Consider the following 17,937-nt stretch of genomic DNA (forward strand, 5'->3'; position numbering starts at 1 on the left):
CCGCGGGCCCCGAGAGGTCTCCGGCCCGGATCAGACGGCCGAGCCCTCCGCGGGCACCCTTGCCTCGATCCTGCCCTTGATCTGCTCCAGCTCGGCCGGCGCGCTCTCGTCGAAGTGCGCCTTCATCTGCGCGTCGCCGTAGGGGGAGTCGGGCTTCATCGTGAACTCGTACCGCCAGCTCAGACGCACCCCCTCCGGCACCTGGAGGTAGCCCCACCGCAGACGCATGTACGCGAACGGGCCGGTCTCCACCCGCACGGCGCGCGCCTCGCCCGCCTCCCGGTCCACGGTGCGGTCCGACACCCAGGTCAGCACCCGCCCCTGCTCGTCGGGGCGCTTCGTGATCCGGAACCGGGTGGTGTCGCCCTCCCGGTGGAGGATCTCCACGGACTCGTGCGCGGGGAAGAGGTCGGTCCAGGAGGCCACGTCGTTCGTGATCTTCCAGACCAGCTCGTAGGGCGCGTCGATGACGACGCTGTACTCGGCGACCACGGGCACGTCGATCACAGCCTTTCCAGGGAAGCGGGGGCGCCCTCGTCGACGAGGGCGACCAGGGCGGCGGGGGAGGGCGACATGTCCGCGTCGCCCGGCAGCTTGCGGCCGATGCGGCGCTCGATCTCGGCGACGATGCCGAGGACCCCCAGGGAGTCGACCCCCAACTCCTCGAAGGTCCGCGCCGCCGCGGACGCGGCGTCGGTTCTGATCCCGGCGCAGGTGGAGATCAGCTCCACCAGCTCCTCGATCGTGATGGTGCTCTGGGACATGGTCCTCCTCGGATCCGGTGTCTCGGATGTGTCAGGCGTGGTCGGGGTGCTTGAGGACGATCGCGGAGTTCCCCCCTCCCGCGCCGCGCGACAGGACCAGCGCGGTCCGCAGCGGCGTGGGCCGGGCGACCCGGACGACCAGGTCCAGGCCCACGGGCGGGTCGCTGACGTGCGGGGTGGGCGGAACCACCTGGTGCTCCAGGCTCAGCACCGCCGCGGCCACGTCCAGGGCGCCCGCCCCCGCGTAGGCCCGGCCGAAGCCCGTCTTGGGCGCCGTGACGGCGACCCCGCGCGGGAACAGCCGCCGGATCGCCGCCGCCTCGTCCGCGTCGGCCTTGGGCGTGCCCATGGCGTCGGCGAAGACGACGTCCACGTCGTCGGGCCCGACCCCGGCCCGGGCCATCGCGCCCAGCGCCGCGTTCAGGAGGCCCTCGCCCCCGGGGTCCATACTCCCGACCCCGCTGAACGTGCTCGCGTGGCCCGCGACGACGGCGCGCACCCGCGCGCCGCGCGCCCGCGCGTCGGAGGAGCCCTCCACGAACGCGACCGCCCCGCCCTCCGCGGGCACGTACCCCCGCGCCTCCTCCGAGAAGGGGACATAGGCCGTGCCGGGGTCCTCCCCGGTGCTGAGCAGGCCGGTCTCCAACTGGCAGGCCAGCGAGAACGGCGATCCGAGCGGGGCCTCGCTGCCGCCCACCAGCATCGCGGACGTGCCGCGCCGCAGCTCCTGCCCACTCTGCCCGAGCGCGTCGAGCATGCCCGGCTCCTCGGTGACCAGCACACCGCACATGCCCTTGAGACCGTTGCTGATCGACACCTGGCCGGTGCTCGCCGCGTAGAACCAGGCGATGGACTGGTAGGGGCCCACGTGGTCGGGGCCGCTCCGGCACAGGGCCGCCAGCTCGCGCTGGCCGAACTCGACCCCGCCCGCGCCGCTGCACACCAGCACCCCCGTGGAGTACGGGTCCGCGGCGGTGTCGGCCCCCGAGTCGCGCAGGGCCTCGGCCGCCGCGACCATCGCGAACCAGCTGAACGCGTCGGTCTGGACGACGTAGCGGCCGTCGAGGTGCTCGTGCGGGTCGAACCCCGGGACCGTCCCGCCCAGCCGCACCGGGAACCCCGCGGTGTCGAAGTGGGGGATCGGCGCGATCAGCGTCCGCCCCTCCACGAGCGCGGCCCAGTAGGCCGCCGTTCCCACGCCCGCCGGGGAGACCGCGCCCAGCCCCGTGATCACCGTGTCCATGGTGGCCCTCACTCTCCCCGGTCCAGGACGACCGCCGACTGGAACCCGCCGAAACCGCTCCCCACGGACAGCACCACGTCGGTCCGCCGCTCGCGCGCCGTCATTGGGACGTAGTCGAGGTCGCACTCGGGGTCGGGCGTGGACAGGTTCGCCGTGGGCGGTACGACACCGGTGTCCATGGCCAGCACACAGGCGGCCAGCTCGATGGAGCCGATCGCCCCCAGGGAGTGCCCCACCATCGACTTGATCGAGGTCATGGGCACCCGGCGGGCGTGCTCGCCCAGCGAGCGCTTGACGGCGTCGGTCTCGTGCCGGTCGTTCTGCACCGTCCCCGACCCGTGCGCGTTGACGTAGTCCACGTCGGTCGCCGGCCGGCGCGCCCGGTCCAGCGCGGTGGTGATGGCGCGGGCCATCTCGACCCCCTCCCGGCGCAGCCCGGTCATGTGGAAGGCGTTGCCGTGGTTGGCGAAGCCCGCCACCCGGCAGCGCACGCGCGCGCCGCGCCGCCGGGCCGCGGAGGCCTCCTCCAGGACCAGGACCGCCGCCCCCTCGCCCATGACGAAGCCGTTGCGGTCGCGGTCGAACGGGCGGGAGGCACGCGCGGGGTCGTCGTTGCTGTTCGACGTGGCCTTGATGGCGTCGAAGCAGGCCATGGCGATGGGCGCGATCGGCGACTCGGCGGCGCCCGCCACGACGACGTCGGCGAGGTCGTCCTCGATCGCCTGCGCCGCGTAGCCCACCGCGTCGAGCCCGGACGTGCAGCCGGTGGAGACCGTGCGCACCGGGCCGCGCGCCCCGACCAGGTCCGCGACCTCCCCGGAGAGCGTGCTCGGCATCAGCGCCAGGTTCAGGTGCGGGGCCGTCCTGGCGGGGTCGACCACCCAGTCCGCGCCGCCGCGGCTCACCGCCGTGTACTCCCGGTCCAGCCGCGTCGTGGCGCCGACCGCCGTCCCCATGCTGACGCCGACGCGCCAGGGCGCGACCCCGGCCAGCGGCGCCGCGCTGTCGGCCAGCGCCTCGGCCACGGCCACGGCGGCGAACTGCACGTACCTGTCCATCCGCGCGACCTGGTGGTCGTCCAGGCCGTGCGCGGCGGGGTCGAAGTCGACCTCGGCGGCGATCCGGGAGCGGTAGCCGGCCGGGTCGAACAGGGTGATGCCGCGGGTGGCCGTGCGTCCCGCGGTGAGCAGGTCCCAGAACGCGGCGGCGCCGATCCCGCCGGGGGCGACCACGCCGATCCCGGTGACGACGGCCTCGCGCTTCACGAGGCCGCCCCGGTGCGGACGCGGTTGCGGACGTGGACGCCGGTGGTCGTCGCGATCGCGGCGCGGGGCCGTGGAGAGCGGCGGGCGGTGACGGTGTCGGACCCGGGCGTGGCTGAGGGATGACAGGTCGAGGTCAAAGGTGCCTTCTCCAGGGATTCGGGAACGCCGAGCGGGATCGGCGGCGGAGTCGGTGGCCGAGGCGGCCGGGTGTGCTGCTCGGCGGCGCGGGCGGGACGGGCGCCGGACAGCGGTCGAGGGCGAACGCGGAGGGGCCGGTCGGAGCCGGCCCGGGACGGCGCGGCGCGGGTGCGCCGCGGTCCGCATGACTACTTTCGGTGAAGAAATTATCACTCGGAGGAGTCGGTGTCTCGTTGAAAGCGCCCCCGTGGCGGACCTGGCCAGCCAGCTTCGCCGACTTCCCGCGCGGGTTGCGCGGCTCGCGGCTTTCGCCCCCGTTCGGTGCGGGCGGCAGGCAGGGCGCACTCCTTCACCTGGGAGAACGTGTCCCCGGTCCGCTGTGCCCGGGCCGGGCCCCCGGATGGGGAGCCGGCCCGGACCCCGGTTTCCGGTGGGCCCCGCGCCCCGCCGGAGCCCTTCCGGCGGCGGGGTGCCCGGACGCGCGGGCCCCGTGCGGGTGAGCACGCACGGTGACCCCGTGCCGGAGTGTGCCGTTGTGCGGCGCCCCCTGCCTCGGGGGTGCGTTACCGCGCGCCGCCGACTCCGGGGCGCGCCGCCGCGCACCCCCTGCCTCGGGGTGTGCCGCCGTGCGCGGCCCGCACGGGTACCGGGGCCCGCTCACTCAGGGCCGGTTCGTCCGCCGGGGCCGTGGTCGGCCGGTCCGCCCCGAACGGCATGCCGCCCCGGTGTTCCCGGGGGCGGTGCGCTTCGCCCGCCCCGGGGCGTCGTCACCTGTCGGCGTATGGGGTGGCGGTGACCTTCCGTTCCCCCTTGCGTGCATAGTGTGGCGATTCGGGGGCACGAGTGGCCCACCACGATCGCCGCGCCGGACCTCCTTCCGGGAGGACCGGCCGACGGTCGGCCCTGGAGAACCGCCACCGGATAAGGACCCGCCCCGTGGACCACCTGGAATCCCCGCACTCCCCGCACCGCGGCACCCCGGACACCGCCCGGAACGCACCGCGCCCCGGATGGATCGAGCTGGTCGTCGGCCTGGCGGTCATGGCGCTCGTCGCCTTCGTGCTGGCGCCGCAGCTGAACCGGCTGGACATGAGCGGCCCCACCGCCGCCGTCCTCTCCGGCGTGGTCAGCGGAGGCGGAGGACTGATCGCCTTCGCCGCGGCCGCGATGCTGCGCGTGCGCTCCTGGCGGGCCTTCGGCGTGCGCGCCACCACCGCGCGCTGGCTGCTGATCGGGGCCGCCGCCGGGCTCGTCGCGTTCGTGGCCAGGATCCTGACGGTCTTCCTGGTCGGCCTGTTCGTCGACATGGGGTCCGACACCCAGGCCAGCTACGCCGCCGGGGCCGGGGCCGGGGCGCTCTCCCTGGCCCTGACGATGCTGACGCTGGCCGTGCTCACCCCCCTGGGCGAGGAGTTCCTGTTCCGCGGGGTGGTGGCCACCGTCCTGCTGCGCTACGGCGCCCTGGTCGGTGTGGTCGGCAGCGCCGTGGTGTTCGCGCTCATGCACGGCATCAACGAGGTCCTGCCCGCGGCCCTGATCGTCGGGCTGATCGGCGCCGAGCTGTACCGCCGCAGCGGGTCGATCTGGCCCGGGGTCCTCATGCACGCGGTCTACAACGCCATCAGCCTCGGGCTCCTGGCCCTGGCCGCCCTGGCCGCGTGACCCGGCGCTCCCCGCGGGCGGCGCAGGGCCACCGCCGCGCGCCCCGGCACGGCCCCCTGCGGGCTGCGCCCCGGGGAGGGCGGGTCCGTGTGCCGCGGACCGGAGATCCGCCCGCTCCCACGGTGCCCCGCCGGGCCCGGGGCCTCGGGGCGGAGACGGCCCCGGGGGAGCCTTTCCCGTTTCCCGGACCGGCCCCGGTCCGCCCGGCACCGCACATGCGACTTCCGTGAGCACGGGAGCGCTGTGCCCCGGGGCGGTGCTCCCGTGCCCGGGCCGCCCGGCACCGCAGCGGCGACGGCACGGAAACGGGCCCGCCTCCGCCCGCGCACCGCGCGCGGCGTGAGGAGGGCCCGTCCGCCGCCCTGCTCCGGGGTGCCGCCCGCAGCGGGCCGGCCGGCTACCTTCCGACCGTCTCCGCGGCCCAGTCGGCGTGCCGGGCCGCCTCGGTGAAGACCCACGGGCCCACGCAGGCGACGTTCTCGTCGTAGTCGCCGTCGCGGCTGGTCAGGCCGACCAGCTCCCACGCGCCCTCCCGGCCGCGGATCAGCGGGCTGCCGGAGTCGGTCGAGCAGACCTGCGCCTGCTCGGTGGGGTGCTCGGAGCACAGGTCGTCATCGAGTTCGGCGCACCGGTCGTCGGACACGATCCCGGTGTCGATCTGCTGGAGGATCTCCGGCTTGGGCTCCTGGCCGAGTTCGTCGACCACGCCCCAGCCCAGCGCCCGCACCTCCGTGCCCGGCTCCGGCCGGTCCTGGGCGAGGCGGATGGGCTCCTGCTCCACCGGGGAGTCCAGCTTCAGCAGGGAGATGTCCTTGCGGACGAGGAGGAAGGAGTGGGGGTAGTCCGGGTCGTCGCTGACGTCCTCGGCCTCGTAGTCCGGGTGCTGGACCACGTCGACGACCTCGCGTTCGCTGCCGCCCTCCCCGATGTCGTTGCTGCCCACCCGCACCGAGATGCTCTCGGTCGGGAGGAGGTCGAAGTCGGAGCAGTGGGCGGCGGTGAGCACCCACTGCTCGTCGATCAGCGAGCCGCCGCAGAAGTGCAGCCCGCGGTCGTCGAAGAGCGCGGTCATGAACGGGTACTCCTCGGTGGCGTCGACCCCGCCGATCACGGCGGACGCGGGAGCGGCCGGCACCAGCGCGCCGAGCAGCGCCACGGCCCCCACCGCCCCCGCGACCGCCATGCCGCCTCGGCCCCGCCCGTTCCGGTTCCTGCGGATTCCCACCATGGGTTGGATTCGTCCCTTCGGTTGTTCCTGTGACCACTCGGTCGCTTGCCGTCACCTATGACCCTAGAGAGCCGGCCCCGCCGGGGACATCGTCCGCGAGAGCAGACCCGCCCCCGACAAAAGTCGCTCCCCGGCAGGGCCCCTGGACGGCCGGTCGTCGCTGCCGCACCCCACTTCCGGATCGGGCGGGGCTCCCCGCGCGCCGGTGACCGGCCGGCTCCGCCGGCGTCCGCTCCGTCCTTGCCCCGGGGCGGGCCGCGCAGGCCCCCGGCGGTACCGGTGCGCCGCCTTCGCCCGGTGGGGAGCACGGAGGGCGCGTCCACCGCCGGGAGTCCCGTTCCGTCGCCCCCGAGCCCCGCGGGCGGCGGCATCCGGACCCGGCCGCCGCCGATCCGCCTCCGTGCCGGGTGGGGATCCCTCCCCGTGCGCCGACACCTCCGACGGTGCGGGACCTCCGGGTGTGCGAAGACGGTGCCCGCAGACTCCGGGAAGGCGCGCTGCCCGCGCGCCGACCGGCAACGCGACCCGGACGCGTGACGGGAGCGGCCCGGTGCCGGCACCGCCGCGGCGGTCCCGGAGCGAGTCCGTCGCGACCACCGGCCACGGCGCGAGGGACCGCCGGGCGGGCCCACGGGGCGTCCTCCCGTGGGCGGCGATGCGCCGGCGCCGCTAGGTGTCCGACAACACGCGTTCAGACCGGGCGGTGGGCAGCCCCGCCACGGTGCACACGGGACCACCGGTACCCGCGCGGGGACCGAAACGGATCCAGGCCAGTTCCCGCGCCTGCCGCCGGTCGAGGGTGAGCAGACTGCACGCGCCCGGCGCGAACGCCGCGGGCCCGCGGCGGGTGGCCGCGCGCAGCCGCCGCCAGCGCCGCGAATGCGCCCGGTGGCTGCGCTCGGTCACCCGGCGGCCACGGGCGTCCTGCCCCTTGCGGGCCTCCCGCGGAGTGGCGTCGATCATCACCACGTGCATCTCGTACCGTCGGAGCCGGCAGAGCAGGGCCAGTAGTACGCGGACCGGTCTCCGGGTCCCGCACTCGTGCAGTACCACCGGGCCCCCGCGCAGCGCCGCGGCCACCCGGACCAGGTGCAGCACGTGCACCACCCAGCGCCACAGGGGGTAGGGGATCCGCGTGAGCAGGGGGCGCAGCCGGTACCGCGACTGCAGTGAGTCGATCACCCGCACGCCCCCCGCGGTGAGCACCGTCCGCCTCTCGTTCTCGCGGAGACCGAACAGCCGCCGCAGCAGGGTGCTCTTCCCGGCCCCGGGCACCCCCGCGACCAGGACCAGGGACCGCCGGGGATAGACCACGCCGCGCACTGTCGTGTCATTCACCGCAGGTACGTACCGCACCGGCTCTCGGGACATCTTCGGCAGCTCCTCAAGGCCGACCCTGGCGCCGGTCAAGCCCGGCTCTCCAGTGTCCGCGCCCCCTATGCCATGACGCTACCGGGCGCCGGCGACTCCGGAAAACGCGGAACATCCCCGGTGTTCCGGAACGAACGGCGCCCCGGGTCGGCACCCCGGGGTGAACAGCGCGTTCATGCCCGTCCGCCGGGCGGGCCGGTCGCCCGTCGGCCGGGGGGACCGAAGGACGTCCCCGGGCGGCCCGGGATCCTCCCCGAAACTCCGGGGCACCTCAGGGGTCTCCCCGGCACGACGTCACGGGGGCAGGGGGAGCCGGCACGGGGACGGGGGGCGGACCAGCGGCCCGGGCGGCGCCGGAACCGTCCGGACCACGGAGGGGGTCACCGGCCCGGCCGGGTTCCACCTGGTCCGATGCGGCGGGTGACGGCTCCCTCCGTGTGTGCGCTCCGGTGGCGGGGCCGGCCCCCGTCCCGTTCCCGCGCTCCGGTCCGGCACCGGGTTCGCGGAGCCCGGCCGAGGCGGGCGGCGGTCCCCCTTAGGGAAGAAGCCGGAGGATTCACCTCCGAATCTCAGTACCGAAAGTTTTCGATACCGAAAGTTTGCTACCTTCTGCGCCATGGAGAACACCCAGGAACCACCCCAGGGACCGACCCCCCGCACACCGCGTGAGGAGGTACGGCACCGACTGCTGGCCGCCGCGGCCAGGGTCTTCGCCGAACGCGGTTACGCGGACAGCCGCCTGGAGGACATCGCCCGCGAGGCGGGGTTCACCAAGGGGGCGATCTACTCGAACTTCGGGAGCAAACAGGAACTCTTCGGCTCCATCCTCAGAGAGCGGGCCGACGCCGAACGCACCGCCGTGATGGACGAGTCCAACACCGGGGGCGGTCCGGCCACCCTGCCCCGGCGCGCCGCGCGGATCGTCGCGCGACGTATCACCGAGGACCGCGACAAGGGCCGGCTCGGGCTGGAGTTCGCCGCTCTGGCCGCACACGACCCCAAGACCAAGGACGTCGTCACACCGCTCCGCCGGGAGCAGCGGGAAGCGGCGGCCCGTTCCATCGCCGAGATCGCGGCGGCGGGCGACATCACCCCGGCCGTCCCGCCCGAGCTCGCCGGGCTGATCCTCCACTGCCTGAGCAACGGCCTGTCGATGGAGCACCTCGTCGACCCCGAGGCCGTGGACCGGGACACCGTCGAGAGGGCCATGTCCGCCGTCATCACGGCACTGCTGCCGCCCGCCCCCACCGAACCGACCGATGAGGTGCGCCGTGGATGACCTGACGACCCCGCCCCGCCCCCGGGGGAGCGACCGCCGGCAGAGCCCTCCGGGTGCGCGCCCCCGCCTCCTCCGCACGCCCCTGCCGCTCGCGGGCATGTCCCTCACCCTCGCCCTGTTGACCGGCTGCGCCTCCTCCGACGGAGTGGAACCGGAGGAGCGTACCTTCGGCCCGGTCCAGGACCGGGTCACGATCCTCCTGAACAGCGGAGACCTCGACGTCAGACCCGCGGACGTCGAGGAGCTCCAGGTCACGCGCTGGTTCACCGAGGGAGGCGGCCTCGGCGGGCGGGCGACGACCTCCTGGGAGTTCGAGGACGGCGCACTGGTCCTGGACACCGACTGCGGACTGATCGATCTCGGCGGTTGCCGGACCCGCTACGAGGTGCTCGTGCCCGAGGACACCGCCCTGACCGTCGAGGGGGCCAACGGAGAGATCACCGCCTCCGAGTTCAGCGCCGAGCTGAGCATCACCTCCGACAACGGAGACGTGGAGGTCCGGGGAGCATCGGGACCTCTGGACCTGTCCGGTTCCAACGGTCGGCTGCGCGCCACCGGCATCACCTCGGACCGGGTCGAGGCCGAGTCCGAGAGCGGGGGGATCCATGTGTCCTTCACCGGTGTCCCCGGCCGGGTGGCGGCGACGACACAGAACGGCGCCGTGACCCTGGAGGTCCCCGACGCCGAGTACGACGTCACCACGGCGACGGACAACGGCGCTGTGGACTCCGACCTGGCCGACACCCCCGGCAGCCCGAACACGATCACCGTCACCACCGACAACGGGGCGATCGAGCTGAGAAGGAGCAACTAGTGTCCGGCCCGCCCGCGCCCGTGCGGCGAACCGCACGGGCGGAGACCCCGCGCAGCCACTACATCGACGGACTGAGGAACCTGGGGATACTCTTCCTCTTCCCATACCACACAGCCAGGGTGTTCGACCAGTCCACGCCGTTCTACGTCCAGGGCTCGGCGAACACGGCGGCGACCGCCCTGGTCCACCTCTCCTCCTGGTTCATGCCGCTGCTCTTCCTGCTGGCCGGGATGTCCAGCCTGCACGCGCTCCGGCGCAGGTCGGCCGGGCGCTACACCAGGGAGCGCGTCGCGCGGCTCCTGGTCCCGTTCGCCGTCGGCGTGCTCGTCGTCGTCCCGCCCCAGGCGTATTACGCCATGAGGTTCCACGCGGGGTACGAGGGGGACTACGCGGACTTCCTGCTGAAGTACTTCACCGATTTCTCCGACTGGTCCGAGTACGGCGGCGGGATCTCCCCGGCCCACCTGTGGTTCCTCGTGTTCCTCTTCGTCATCTCCGTCGCGCTCCTGCCCCTGATGCTCCCGATGATCGGAAAGGGCGCCTCCCCGGCGTGGATGCGGGGATCGCGCCTCGTCTTCGTCCCGTTCACCGCGCTGGTGCTCCTCTCCCTGCTCCCGGACGTGGGCGGAAAGAACATCTTCGTCTACGCGGGGTACTTCGCCCTCGGTTTCCTGATCGCGCTGGACGGCTCGGTCGTCGAAGCCCTCGTGCGGCGCCGCCGGGTGTACCTCGCCGCGGCCCTGGCCGGAGCCGCGGGCGTCCTCCTCGACGCCTTCCTGCCGGGGGCGCTGGAGGAGGCCGCCTCCGGCCCCCTGCGCACGCTGGTCTGCTGGGTGACGCTGCTGGCGATGCTCGGCTACGGCAAGAGGTACCTGGACACCGAGTGGCCGATCATGGCCTACCTCACCCCCGCCGCCTTCCCCCTCTACGTTTTCCACCAGACCCTCCTGGTGGCCGTCGCCTACCACGTGGTGGAGCACGCCGACCGGGGGTTCGGCCCCTTCGCCCTGATCTGCCTCCTCTCCCTCGCCCTGAGCGTCGCGGCGTATGAGGCCGTGCGCAGGGTGCCCCCCGCCCGTGCGCTGCTGGGACTGAAGTAGCGGAGGAGGGCAGGGCGCCGTGGCCGCCGCCCGGGGAGCCGGGCGGCGGCCGAAACGGCACCGGGCGCGGACCTTCGCACCGCCGCGCGGTGCCGACACGCTCCACGCCGAAGCCGCTCCCGACACCGGCCCCGATTTGGAAGGACAGGACCCGCAGCGCAGAACGTTTCAGCCGGTCTGGCGGCTCCCGGAACGGGGCGTTCTCCGCGCGGTGTGCCCCGCCAGAACCTCATGCCGGGGAGCGCACACGGAGCGCGGAGCGGCCCGGAACGCGGCGAGGATCTCGTGAGAGGCCCTCGCCGCGTTCCGTCCGCGCACCGGGGGAGACCGAGCGGTGAGAGCGGGTTCGCCCCGGCCCCTCGCGCCGCCCGTCGGCGCGTGGGCTTCACCCCCGCGGCCCTGGCGCCGTTCGTCCCGGCGGGCACCGGCCGGGCCCTGCCGCCCCGTGGAGACGTTCCGGGGAAAGCGACCGCCCACGGCGGGGCGGGGTGCGAGGTGGGCCCCGGTTGCCGGACCGCCTCCCTGGGACTCGCCTGGAGTGCGCCTTCTCCGTGGTCGGCCCGTACCCGGCGGTCGTGGGGCGGCGGCTCCGGTCCGGTATGGCCCGGGAGCTGAAGGCCCCTCACTTCTCGTGTGCACCGGGCACATGAGCACAGGGGGGCCGACGGGCACCGCTCACCGGCGGACCGGTCCTCGGCCCCGAAACGGGACTTCACAGCGATCGGTCCGGGCGCGGGCTTGACCCCGACGCGACGTCGTGGTGTGAAGTCCTCGCATGCGACGGATCGTCTTCTCCTGCCCCGCGCCGCCCGGAACCTCGCCCCCGGGCGACCCCGTCACCGCGATCGCTCCACCCCTGGTGGTGCCGGGCACCGCCGGCCGGTCCGCTGGGCGCGGATGTCCTGGCCGTCGCCGCGGTGGTGCCCGGAGCCCGGTGCGGTCGATCGTCACCGGGACGGCGACCGGCGGCATCGGCGGCTGGAGGCACGTCGTGATCGGGCTGGCGTACGTCGAGAACGTCGCCGGCGCACAGCGCCGCCCGGTGCCGGGCGCGCGGAACGCCACCCTGGCTCCGACCTCCGCCGTGAGCACCGGCGCCGCCACGCTGATCACCGAGGTCAGAGTCCCGTCCCTCACGACGACCGCGTCCGCGGCGGTACGGACCTCGCGGCCGTCGGCACACCGTCCGCCCCGCACCGTCGCCGCTCGGGACGCCCGGGGCACCCCGATCACCAGCGCTTCATCACCTGCGGCGAGCGAGCACCTGCCTTCCGTGCGTAGCACCGCCGCCGCACCGTCATCGGCCCGCCCGACCCCGGTCCGCGTCGGCCACGGGGAGCGGAGGTGACCGGTCGACACCCGCGCCTCCCCGCCGTTCGCCGCGTCCACGCCCACCACACGAAAAGGAGCACGCCCGTGCCCATCCTCGCGAACTTCCGCACCGTCCTGCGTGAGAACCGGAGGACCTACCTTCTGATCAACCTCGCCGTCTACGGCACCCTCGTCGCGACGATGATCGTGACCTCCCTCGTCCCCGGGTTGTACGAGTGGGGGCTCAAGAACATCGAGGCATTCCTCGCCGCGCCGGGCGCGTCCACCGTCGTCGCCGCCTACACCAGCGGCGACATCCTGGCGGCGACGCTCTTGACGTTCGTCGCGAACCTCCTGTTCGCCGCCCTGTTGACGACCACCCTGCCCTCGCTCGTCATCCCCTTCTTCGGCGTGGCCGCGACGGTGGGGCGCGCCGTGTTCATCGGCATGCCGTACGCCCCGACGTCACCGGAGCAGGCGATCGCGATCGTCGCCACCTCGCCTGTTCTCGTGATCGAGTTCCAGGCCTACGTCCTGGCGACACTGGGGTCCGTCATCCTCTGGCAGTCGACCTTCGGCTACCGGCGGCGCGAACTCCCGTCGGCTCGGGCCGGGTACCGGGCGGGCCTCAGGGACAACCTCCGCCTCTACCCGGGCATCGTCGCCGCGCTTCTCGCCATCGCCCTGATCGAGGCCATCACGTACAACCTCCTCCACTGACAAGGACACCGCCCCTGGACCCCGACGCCTCGCCCCGAGCACCCAGTGTGCGTGATCGGTCCGGTGAGCCCCGAGAGAGGGGGCACAGGCGTGTGGTCCGGGTACGCGTCCACTGTCGTTGGCAGGGAATGAGGGTCTGAGATGGGTTTTCCCGGTCCGATGGGCGTGTTGTGGCTGAGGTTGCGCGGAGGAGCACATCACGAGCACGGGTCAGCCCGAAACGCGTCGAGGTTCTCATGGACCCCCTAGGGAATTCGGTCTTGGCGCGCCCGACAGGATTCGGTCCTGCGGTGATCGGATGGGAAGGCTGCTGGTCTCGTACTGCAACGGGTCACTTCTTGTTGTTCCGTCACTCCCCATCCGAATCGTGACGCCGTTCCGTGTGATGTCGCCTGGTGCCGTGTCGGCACGGCACCGCGGACCACGCATCGTGGGCGGGCGGCGTCCGACGGCATCTCGCGAAGCCCTTGTCACATGGCCGAGGAGGCCGGGTCTGAATCCGAAAGCCTCGATTGCTTCGCGGACCAGGGCATCCCGGGATTCCAACTGTAGTAACGGACTTTTGGGCGCTTTCCTTGCCACGGATTCCCACACCGTGTGCGAGGACACCGGAGACCTGTAGTTCCTGGGCGACGCCCATCACAGGGTCCGATCCCAGCCCGCACGGCGAAAGGCCCCGCTGCTCTGGCCGGTCGGCCCGCCCCGTGGTCACCGAGTCATCAATAGGCGGACTTCTCCTTGCCTGAGCCGCGACGGAAATAAGGCACATCGTATTCCCTTGACCTCAACTTATGTTGAGTTTCAAGAATGGAGGCAAAGGTTCCCCTCACGAAGAGAGGCACGTAGGTATGACACGTAGCCAACCGCGGCAGAGGTCACGTCCAGTCGTGTTACTCGCCAGCGTCATGTTGGGGGTTCTGGTCGTGGCCATGTCCATCTCCGGGACGGCTGTCGCCGTCCCGAGCATCGGTGTGCAACTCGAGGCCTCCGGTGCCCCGCTGCACTGGGTGGTGGCCGGATACAATCTGACCTTCGCCGCGTTCACCCTGGTCTGCGGTTCCCTGTCCGACCTATTCGGGCGAAGGCTGCTGTTCGTCATCGGTGCGATCGTCTTCTCCCTGGGCAACGTGGCGAGCGCCGTGACCGGTGACATCCTCCTGCTCGACGCGGCCCGGCTGTTCACCGGTGTCGGCGGCGCCGCGATCATGGCCAGCGGCGGTGCCCTGCTGGCCACCGCCTTCGACGGTGCCGCGCGTACCAGGGCCTTCGCCGCCATGGGCACCATGGCAGGCGTCGGCATCGCCATCGGACCGACGCTGTCAGGCCTGTTGGTCGGCGCCGTGGGCTGGCGAGCGGCGTTCCTGACCTTCGCCGTGGTCGGCCTGCTCATCCTGGTCGGGTCGGTGTTCATACCCGAGTCCCGCGCCTCCCAACGGCCACGAGTCGACTGGGGCGGCGCGGTGACCTTCGTCCTCAGCCTGACGCTGGTGATGTACGCGGTCATCGAGGCCCCCGAGTCGGGCTGGGGAACTCCGAAGGTGATCGGCACACTCACGTTCGGCCTGGCGCTCATGGTGTTCTTCTTCGTCATCGAGCGCAGAGTGGCCCGACCGGTGCTCGACCTGAGCCTGGTGCGCAACGGCCGTTTCATGGCCTGGTGCCTGGCGACGCTGACGACCTCGATCGGTTTCCTCGGCGTGCTCGTCTTCCTGCCGACCTACCTTCAGGGGGTGCAGGGGGCCTCGGTCCAGACCGCTGGCCTGATGATGCTCATGCTCACCGCACCCGTGCTGGTGACCCCTCCCCTGGGCGGTTGGCTGGTCACCAGGGGTGTGTCGGCACGCGGCCTGATCATCATCGCGCTGCTGTTCGTCACCGGTGGGAACGCCCTGCTCACCGTGCTCCACCCGGAGATCACCCCGCTCGGGCTGCTGGTGCCGCTCGTGCTGATCGGCGCCGGCATGGGACTCTCGTTCGGTATCACCGACGGGCAGGCGATGAGCATCGTCGAGTCCCAGAAGGCGGGGATGGCCGCCGGTTTCCTCAACACGCTCCGCGGTGGCGCCGAAGCCCTGGTCATCGCCGTCTTCGGTTCGGCGTTGACCAGTATCGTTGCCGCACGCGTCGGCTCGTCCGAGATCGCTGCCAGGGTGGCCGCCGGTGACCTCGGCGGTTCCGAGTCGGAGGTACTCGCCGACCACTTCACGGCGGCCTGGGACAGCACTTCTCTGGGTGTCGCCGCCCTGTCGCTGATCGCCACCGTCGGCGTGTTCGCGCTCCTGTCAGGGAAACGCGGCGCAGAGGAAGGGACGCCGAGAGCCTCCCGGCGCGACGACGCTACGCCTGAGGAGACGGTGGCGGGCGAGCGCTGACGGACCCGCCACCCCCGGATCGGTTCCCGCGGGGTCCCGGTGGAACCCACTTCGACCGTCAGGTCCGCCCGTACCGATCGCATCGGGGCCCATCTCACTCGGTGAGTCGGCGATGGCGGATCAGTGCGCAGGCGATGCCGACGAAGGCCACGAAGTGGTCGGCCGATAGCGGCGGCGCGGACGACGGCATCCGGCCGGCCAGGCCATGGTGCGCTCGACCCGCCACTGATGCCTGCCCGACCGCCGAGGGGACTCCAGCACCCGGCGGTCCGGGCGGTGCACGATCCCCTGCTTGCGCGGCCAGCGGCGCAGGCGAGTGTTTCGTTCCGGGTAAGGGGTTTGCCGGAAACGGTCATATGGGGCTACGGGTGCGACAGGAGCGGGCCCGCCGTCGACACACCCCGCGGGGCCGTCAGTGCGGCTGTGGGGCGCTGGTAGGCGGAAAAAGGGGGACGCCGGCGCGGCCCCGCAGGGTCACGCCCCGGCAAAGTGCTCTGCGAGGTCGGCCCCCACCTGCACTCACCTTGTACTGGGGAGCACACGAGGAGCACACAAGCCCCGAAAACGCCGCAAGGACCTCTTGCGAGGTCCTCGCGGAAACCCGTCTGAACTGGGGTTTTGGTGCGCACCCGGCAGGATTCGAACCTGCGGCCATCGGATTAGAAGTGGTTACTTACCGTGGCGTGTCGCTATGTACCGTTTCATGCCACCCCATCCGATCCTCCGTGTCGACCGGTGCCATGCCATGCCACCCGGTGTCGTCCCGTTCCAAAACCGCAGAGCACGAACGGAGCACGCACGGCTTACCGACGGCATCCGGTGGCACCTCGCGAGTTGGGCCCGAAGCGGATGAACTCCTTGGTCGGCGCTTCCGAAGGCGGCTGTGGCCCAGTGTTCGATGCCGAGGCCTATCGAGGCCGTAATGTCGTCGAGTGATGCTCCGTCCCGCACCGGCGGAGGGGGATCTGCGCTGCCTGGTGGTTCATACGCATTCAACGGTCAGTGCGAGCGCCGGATCCGACGCTGGGCGTGTCACCTTCGGGCTGACGAAAGCTTGTATATGTTCGTGTAGCGCACCCGTCACAGTGAGAGATCAATCTGGCTCTGGTCGTTCTGCAACTCGAAGAACGGCTGTCCCGGCCATGAGGCTCTGACAGGTGCGTCATGGCCCCTGCCGCGTATCAGAGAGGGTGGGCCTGTGCCCAAGTTCGCGAGCACACTGGTCGTCCTGGCCACGGCTGTATCCCTCACCCTGGCTCTGACGACACCGGCCCACGCCCGAACCGACCCTGCGCCTGACGTCCGGTCGGTTCTCTCCACCGCTCGCCACGCCCCCACCGGCCAGGCCCAAGGTGAGCTCATCTGCAGGTTCAACACCTTGGCCGACAGGGTCCACCGATCCTCAGGTCAGGCTTCCGGCCATGCCTGGTGGGAGAACATTGACTGCGATACCAACCAGGCCGTAGTGACCGTTCGCCTCCAGCAATACGTGGGCGGATCCTGGAAGTACGCGGGCTCGACCGGCAAGAAGACCGTCTACTCAGGCGGAGGATCGGCCAACCGTGCCGTGGCCCGGGCCGACTGCAACGCCAGCACACGAACCCAATGGCGCACGGTCGTCGACGTCGACCTGGTGGGCATCTTCGACGACCCCTTCCGCAGATACATCGAAACAGAGAACCCCCTCACCTGCCGAAACTGATGCCGAGGAGGCACGATGGCTGACGGGACGCTGTTCTGCGCGTTGCACGGCACCCTGGATCTCCACCCCTGGTACGACCCCGCCACCGCCGACGCCGACCCCTACATCCTGTTTCACGCACGCTCTCAGACCTGTCGATGGCTGGCTGCTCCCGACGACAGGCGGCCCGAAGCGGGCTTGTGGGGCATGAACGACGCCGGCCTGGACTCCGTGGGTCAGGGCAGTCGACGGCTGTGGTTCCAGGTCTCCCAGCAGTCGCTCGCCCGACCTCGCCGGGCGGTGCCCGCCCAGCAGATGCTGGACTGCGCCGGGGCGGTCGCCGACCGCGTGGGGCGGCTCGACCTGGAGGCCGCCCAACTGCTCGTTCCGTTGCAGGACCTGCCTCCCGATCCTGACGAAGGCGCCTACAGCGACCTCGTGAGCGCACTTCCCTGGTTCGCCGAGCTACCCGCCCAGTCCCGTACCGCGGTGGTGGTGAGCCTGGACTCCGGCACCAGTGCAGAGGTCGCCGATGCCGCATCGGCGATGGCGAACCGGCTGCTTCAGATCCACCAACGGGTCTTCACCGACATCACCGCCGTGCCCGGACTGGACGCGGCCCGTGGACTGACTCCAAGGGTCCCCGACTTCACTGCCGCGAAGCCGGAGGGGCACCGTGCGACCTTCGAGGGGCACCTGGCGGAGTGGTCCTATGAAGCGATCGGGTGGCTGATGGCCTTCGTCTGTGAGGCCGCGATCGAGCAGGGCGTGCGCGTCCCTGTGGTGGCCACCGTCCGTCTGAGCCCGCGACCCGGTGGGTGAGCGGATGGCCTGGCATGGTCGAGTCTGAACGGGGTTCCCGCTCTGCCCTGAAGCACCAAAATCCACTTCCGACTTCCCGCGGGTCCCGGCGCTTCTCGTGACTGTTCTGTGCGGTGTCTGCCGGAGGCTGCGGCGAGTGCTGGGATCGCCTCCCGGCACACGTCTCG

At 72.2% G+C, this 17,937-nt stretch carries 14 protein-coding genes and 1 pseudogene; 8 read left to right on the top strand and 7 right to left on the bottom strand.

The window, feature by feature from the left end; genetic code table 11:
- Positions 1-30: 30 nt before the first annotated feature.
- Genes BUE45_RS11900 through BUE45_RS11915 form a run of 4 tightly spaced genes read right to left on the bottom strand, consistent with a single transcriptional unit; the run spans position 31 to position 3,272 of the window.
- On the bottom strand, positions 31-507 hold the full coding sequence (locus BUE45_RS11900; RefSeq protein ID WP_073378768.1) for an SRPBCC family protein: 477 nt from the start codon (positions 505-507) through the stop codon (positions 31-33).
- A complete protein-coding gene (locus BUE45_RS11905; RefSeq protein WP_073378773.1) occupies positions 504-764 on the bottom strand; it encodes an acyl carrier protein in 261 nt (86 codons plus the stop codon). Before BUE45_RS11905 ends, BUE45_RS11900 begins: the two co-directional genes overlap by 4 nt.
- 31 nt (positions 765-795) lie before the next feature.
- Complete coding sequence (locus BUE45_RS11910) at positions 796-2,007, bottom strand: beta-ketoacyl synthase N-terminal-like domain-containing protein (RefSeq protein WP_073378774.1); 1,212 nt, start codon at positions 2,005-2,007, stop codon at positions 796-798.
- Positions 2,008-2,015: 8 nt separating this feature from the next.
- Positions 2,016-3,272 carry a beta-ketoacyl-[acyl-carrier-protein] synthase family protein gene (locus BUE45_RS11915; protein ID WP_073378775.1) on the bottom strand — a complete coding sequence of 419 codons (1,257 nt, stop codon included), beginning with the start codon at positions 3,270-3,272 and terminating at the stop codon, positions 2,016-2,018.
- Positions 3,273-4,346: 1,074 nt separating this feature from the next.
- Here BUE45_RS11915 and BUE45_RS11920 point away from each other — a divergent pair.
- A complete protein-coding gene (locus tag BUE45_RS11920) occupies positions 4,347-5,072 on the top strand; it encodes a CPBP family intramembrane glutamic endopeptidase (RefSeq protein WP_245833014.1) in 726 nt (241 codons plus the stop codon).
- A 397-nt stretch (positions 5,073-5,469) separates the two neighbouring features.
- Here BUE45_RS11920 and BUE45_RS11925 read toward each other — a convergent pair whose 3' ends face one another.
- Positions 5,470-6,255, bottom strand: coding sequence for a S1 family peptidase (locus tag BUE45_RS11925; protein ID WP_073378776.1), 786 nt, complete (start codon positions 6,253-6,255; stop codon positions 5,470-5,472).
- 714 nt (positions 6,256-6,969) lie between these two features.
- Entirely contained in the window at positions 6,970-7,671 is a 702-nt protein-coding gene (locus BUE45_RS11930; RefSeq protein WP_073378777.1) for an AAA family ATPase, read from the bottom strand.
- Between the two features lie 616 nt (positions 7,672-8,287).
- Here BUE45_RS11930 and BUE45_RS11935 point away from each other — a divergent pair.
- From BUE45_RS11935 to BUE45_RS11960, 5 genes are all read left to right on the top strand, one after another.
- Positions 8,288-8,950, top strand: coding sequence for a TetR/AcrR family transcriptional regulator (locus tag BUE45_RS11935; RefSeq protein ID WP_073378778.1), 663 nt, complete (start codon positions 8,288-8,290; stop codon positions 8,948-8,950).
- Between the two features lie 97 nt (positions 8,951-9,047).
- Complete coding sequence (locus BUE45_RS11940; RefSeq protein WP_073378975.1) at positions 9,048-9,764, top strand: DUF4097 family beta strand repeat-containing protein; 717 nt, start codon at positions 9,048-9,050, stop codon at positions 9,762-9,764.
- Positions 9,765-9,784: 20 nt separating this feature from the next.
- Complete coding sequence (locus BUE45_RS11945) at positions 9,785-10,864, top strand: acyltransferase family protein (protein ID WP_245833042.1); 1,080 nt, start codon at positions 9,785-9,787, stop codon at positions 10,862-10,864.
- Positions 10,865-12,280: 1,416 nt separating this feature from the next.
- Positions 12,281-12,895 carry a hypothetical protein gene (locus BUE45_RS11955; protein ID WP_073378781.1) on the top strand — a complete coding sequence of 205 codons (615 nt, stop codon included), beginning with the start codon at positions 12,281-12,283 and terminating at the stop codon, positions 12,893-12,895.
- Positions 12,896-13,800: 905 nt separating this feature from the next.
- Entirely contained in the window at positions 13,801-15,267 is a 1,467-nt protein-coding gene (locus BUE45_RS11960) for an MFS transporter (protein ID WP_073378979.1), read from the top strand.
- Between the two features lie 94 nt (positions 15,268-15,361).
- Here the strand turns inward: BUE45_RS11960 and BUE45_RS33300 are convergent.
- Positions 15,362-15,579, bottom strand: a pseudogene (locus tag BUE45_RS33300) (IS5/IS1182 family transposase); the annotation flags it as partial.
- Between the two features lie 886 nt (positions 15,580-16,465).
- Between BUE45_RS33300 and BUE45_RS11965 the strand changes: the two are divergent.
- Together BUE45_RS11965 and BUE45_RS11970 are read left to right on the top strand one after the other, a co-directional pair.
- Positions 16,466-16,969 carry a hypothetical protein gene (locus BUE45_RS11965; protein ID WP_073378782.1) on the top strand — a complete coding sequence of 168 codons (504 nt, stop codon included), beginning with the start codon at positions 16,466-16,468 and terminating at the stop codon, positions 16,967-16,969.
- A 15-nt stretch (positions 16,970-16,984) separates the two neighbouring features.
- Positions 16,985-17,770, top strand: coding sequence for a hypothetical protein (locus tag BUE45_RS11970; RefSeq protein ID WP_073378783.1), 786 nt, complete (start codon positions 16,985-16,987; stop codon positions 17,768-17,770).
- The last annotated feature ends 167 nt before the right edge of the window (positions 17,771-17,937 follow it).

The organism is Nocardiopsis flavescens, assembly GCF_900141985.1.
In the GTDB taxonomy this organism is placed as follows: domain Bacteria; phylum Actinomycetota; class Actinomycetes; order Streptosporangiales; family Streptosporangiaceae; genus Nocardiopsis; species Nocardiopsis flavescens.

What these genes read in the sequence shown, in the direction of transcription:
- BUE45_RS11905 (WP_073378773.1), bottom strand. Translation starts at nt 764, where the DNA reads ATGTCCCAGAGCACCATCACGATCGAGGAGCTGGTGGAGCTGATCTCC.
- BUE45_RS11910 (WP_073378774.1), bottom strand. Translation starts at nt 2,007, where the DNA reads ATGGACACGGTGATCACGGGGCTGGGCGCGGTCTCCCCGGCGGGCGTG.
- BUE45_RS11925 (WP_073378776.1), bottom strand. Translation starts at nt 6,255, where the DNA reads ATGGCGGTCGCGGGGGCGGTGGGGGCCGTGGCGCTGCTCGGCGCGCTG.
- BUE45_RS11930 (WP_073378777.1), bottom strand. Translation starts at nt 7,671, where the DNA reads ATGTCCCGAGAGCCGGTGCGGTACGTACCTGCGGTGAATGACACGACA.
- BUE45_RS11935 (WP_073378778.1), top strand. Translation starts at nt 8,288, where the DNA reads ATGGAGAACACCCAGGAACCACCCCAGGGACCGACCCCCCGCACACCG.
- BUE45_RS11940 (WP_073378975.1), top strand. Translation starts at nt 9,048, where the DNA reads ATGTCCCTCACCCTCGCCCTGTTGACCGGCTGCGCCTCCTCCGACGGA.
- BUE45_RS11960 (WP_073378979.1), top strand. Translation starts at nt 13,801, where the DNA reads ATGTTGGGGGTTCTGGTCGTGGCCATGTCCATCTCCGGGACGGCTGTC.
- BUE45_RS11970 (WP_073378783.1), top strand. Translation starts at nt 16,985, where the DNA reads ATGGCTGACGGGACGCTGTTCTGCGCGTTGCACGGCACCCTGGATCTC.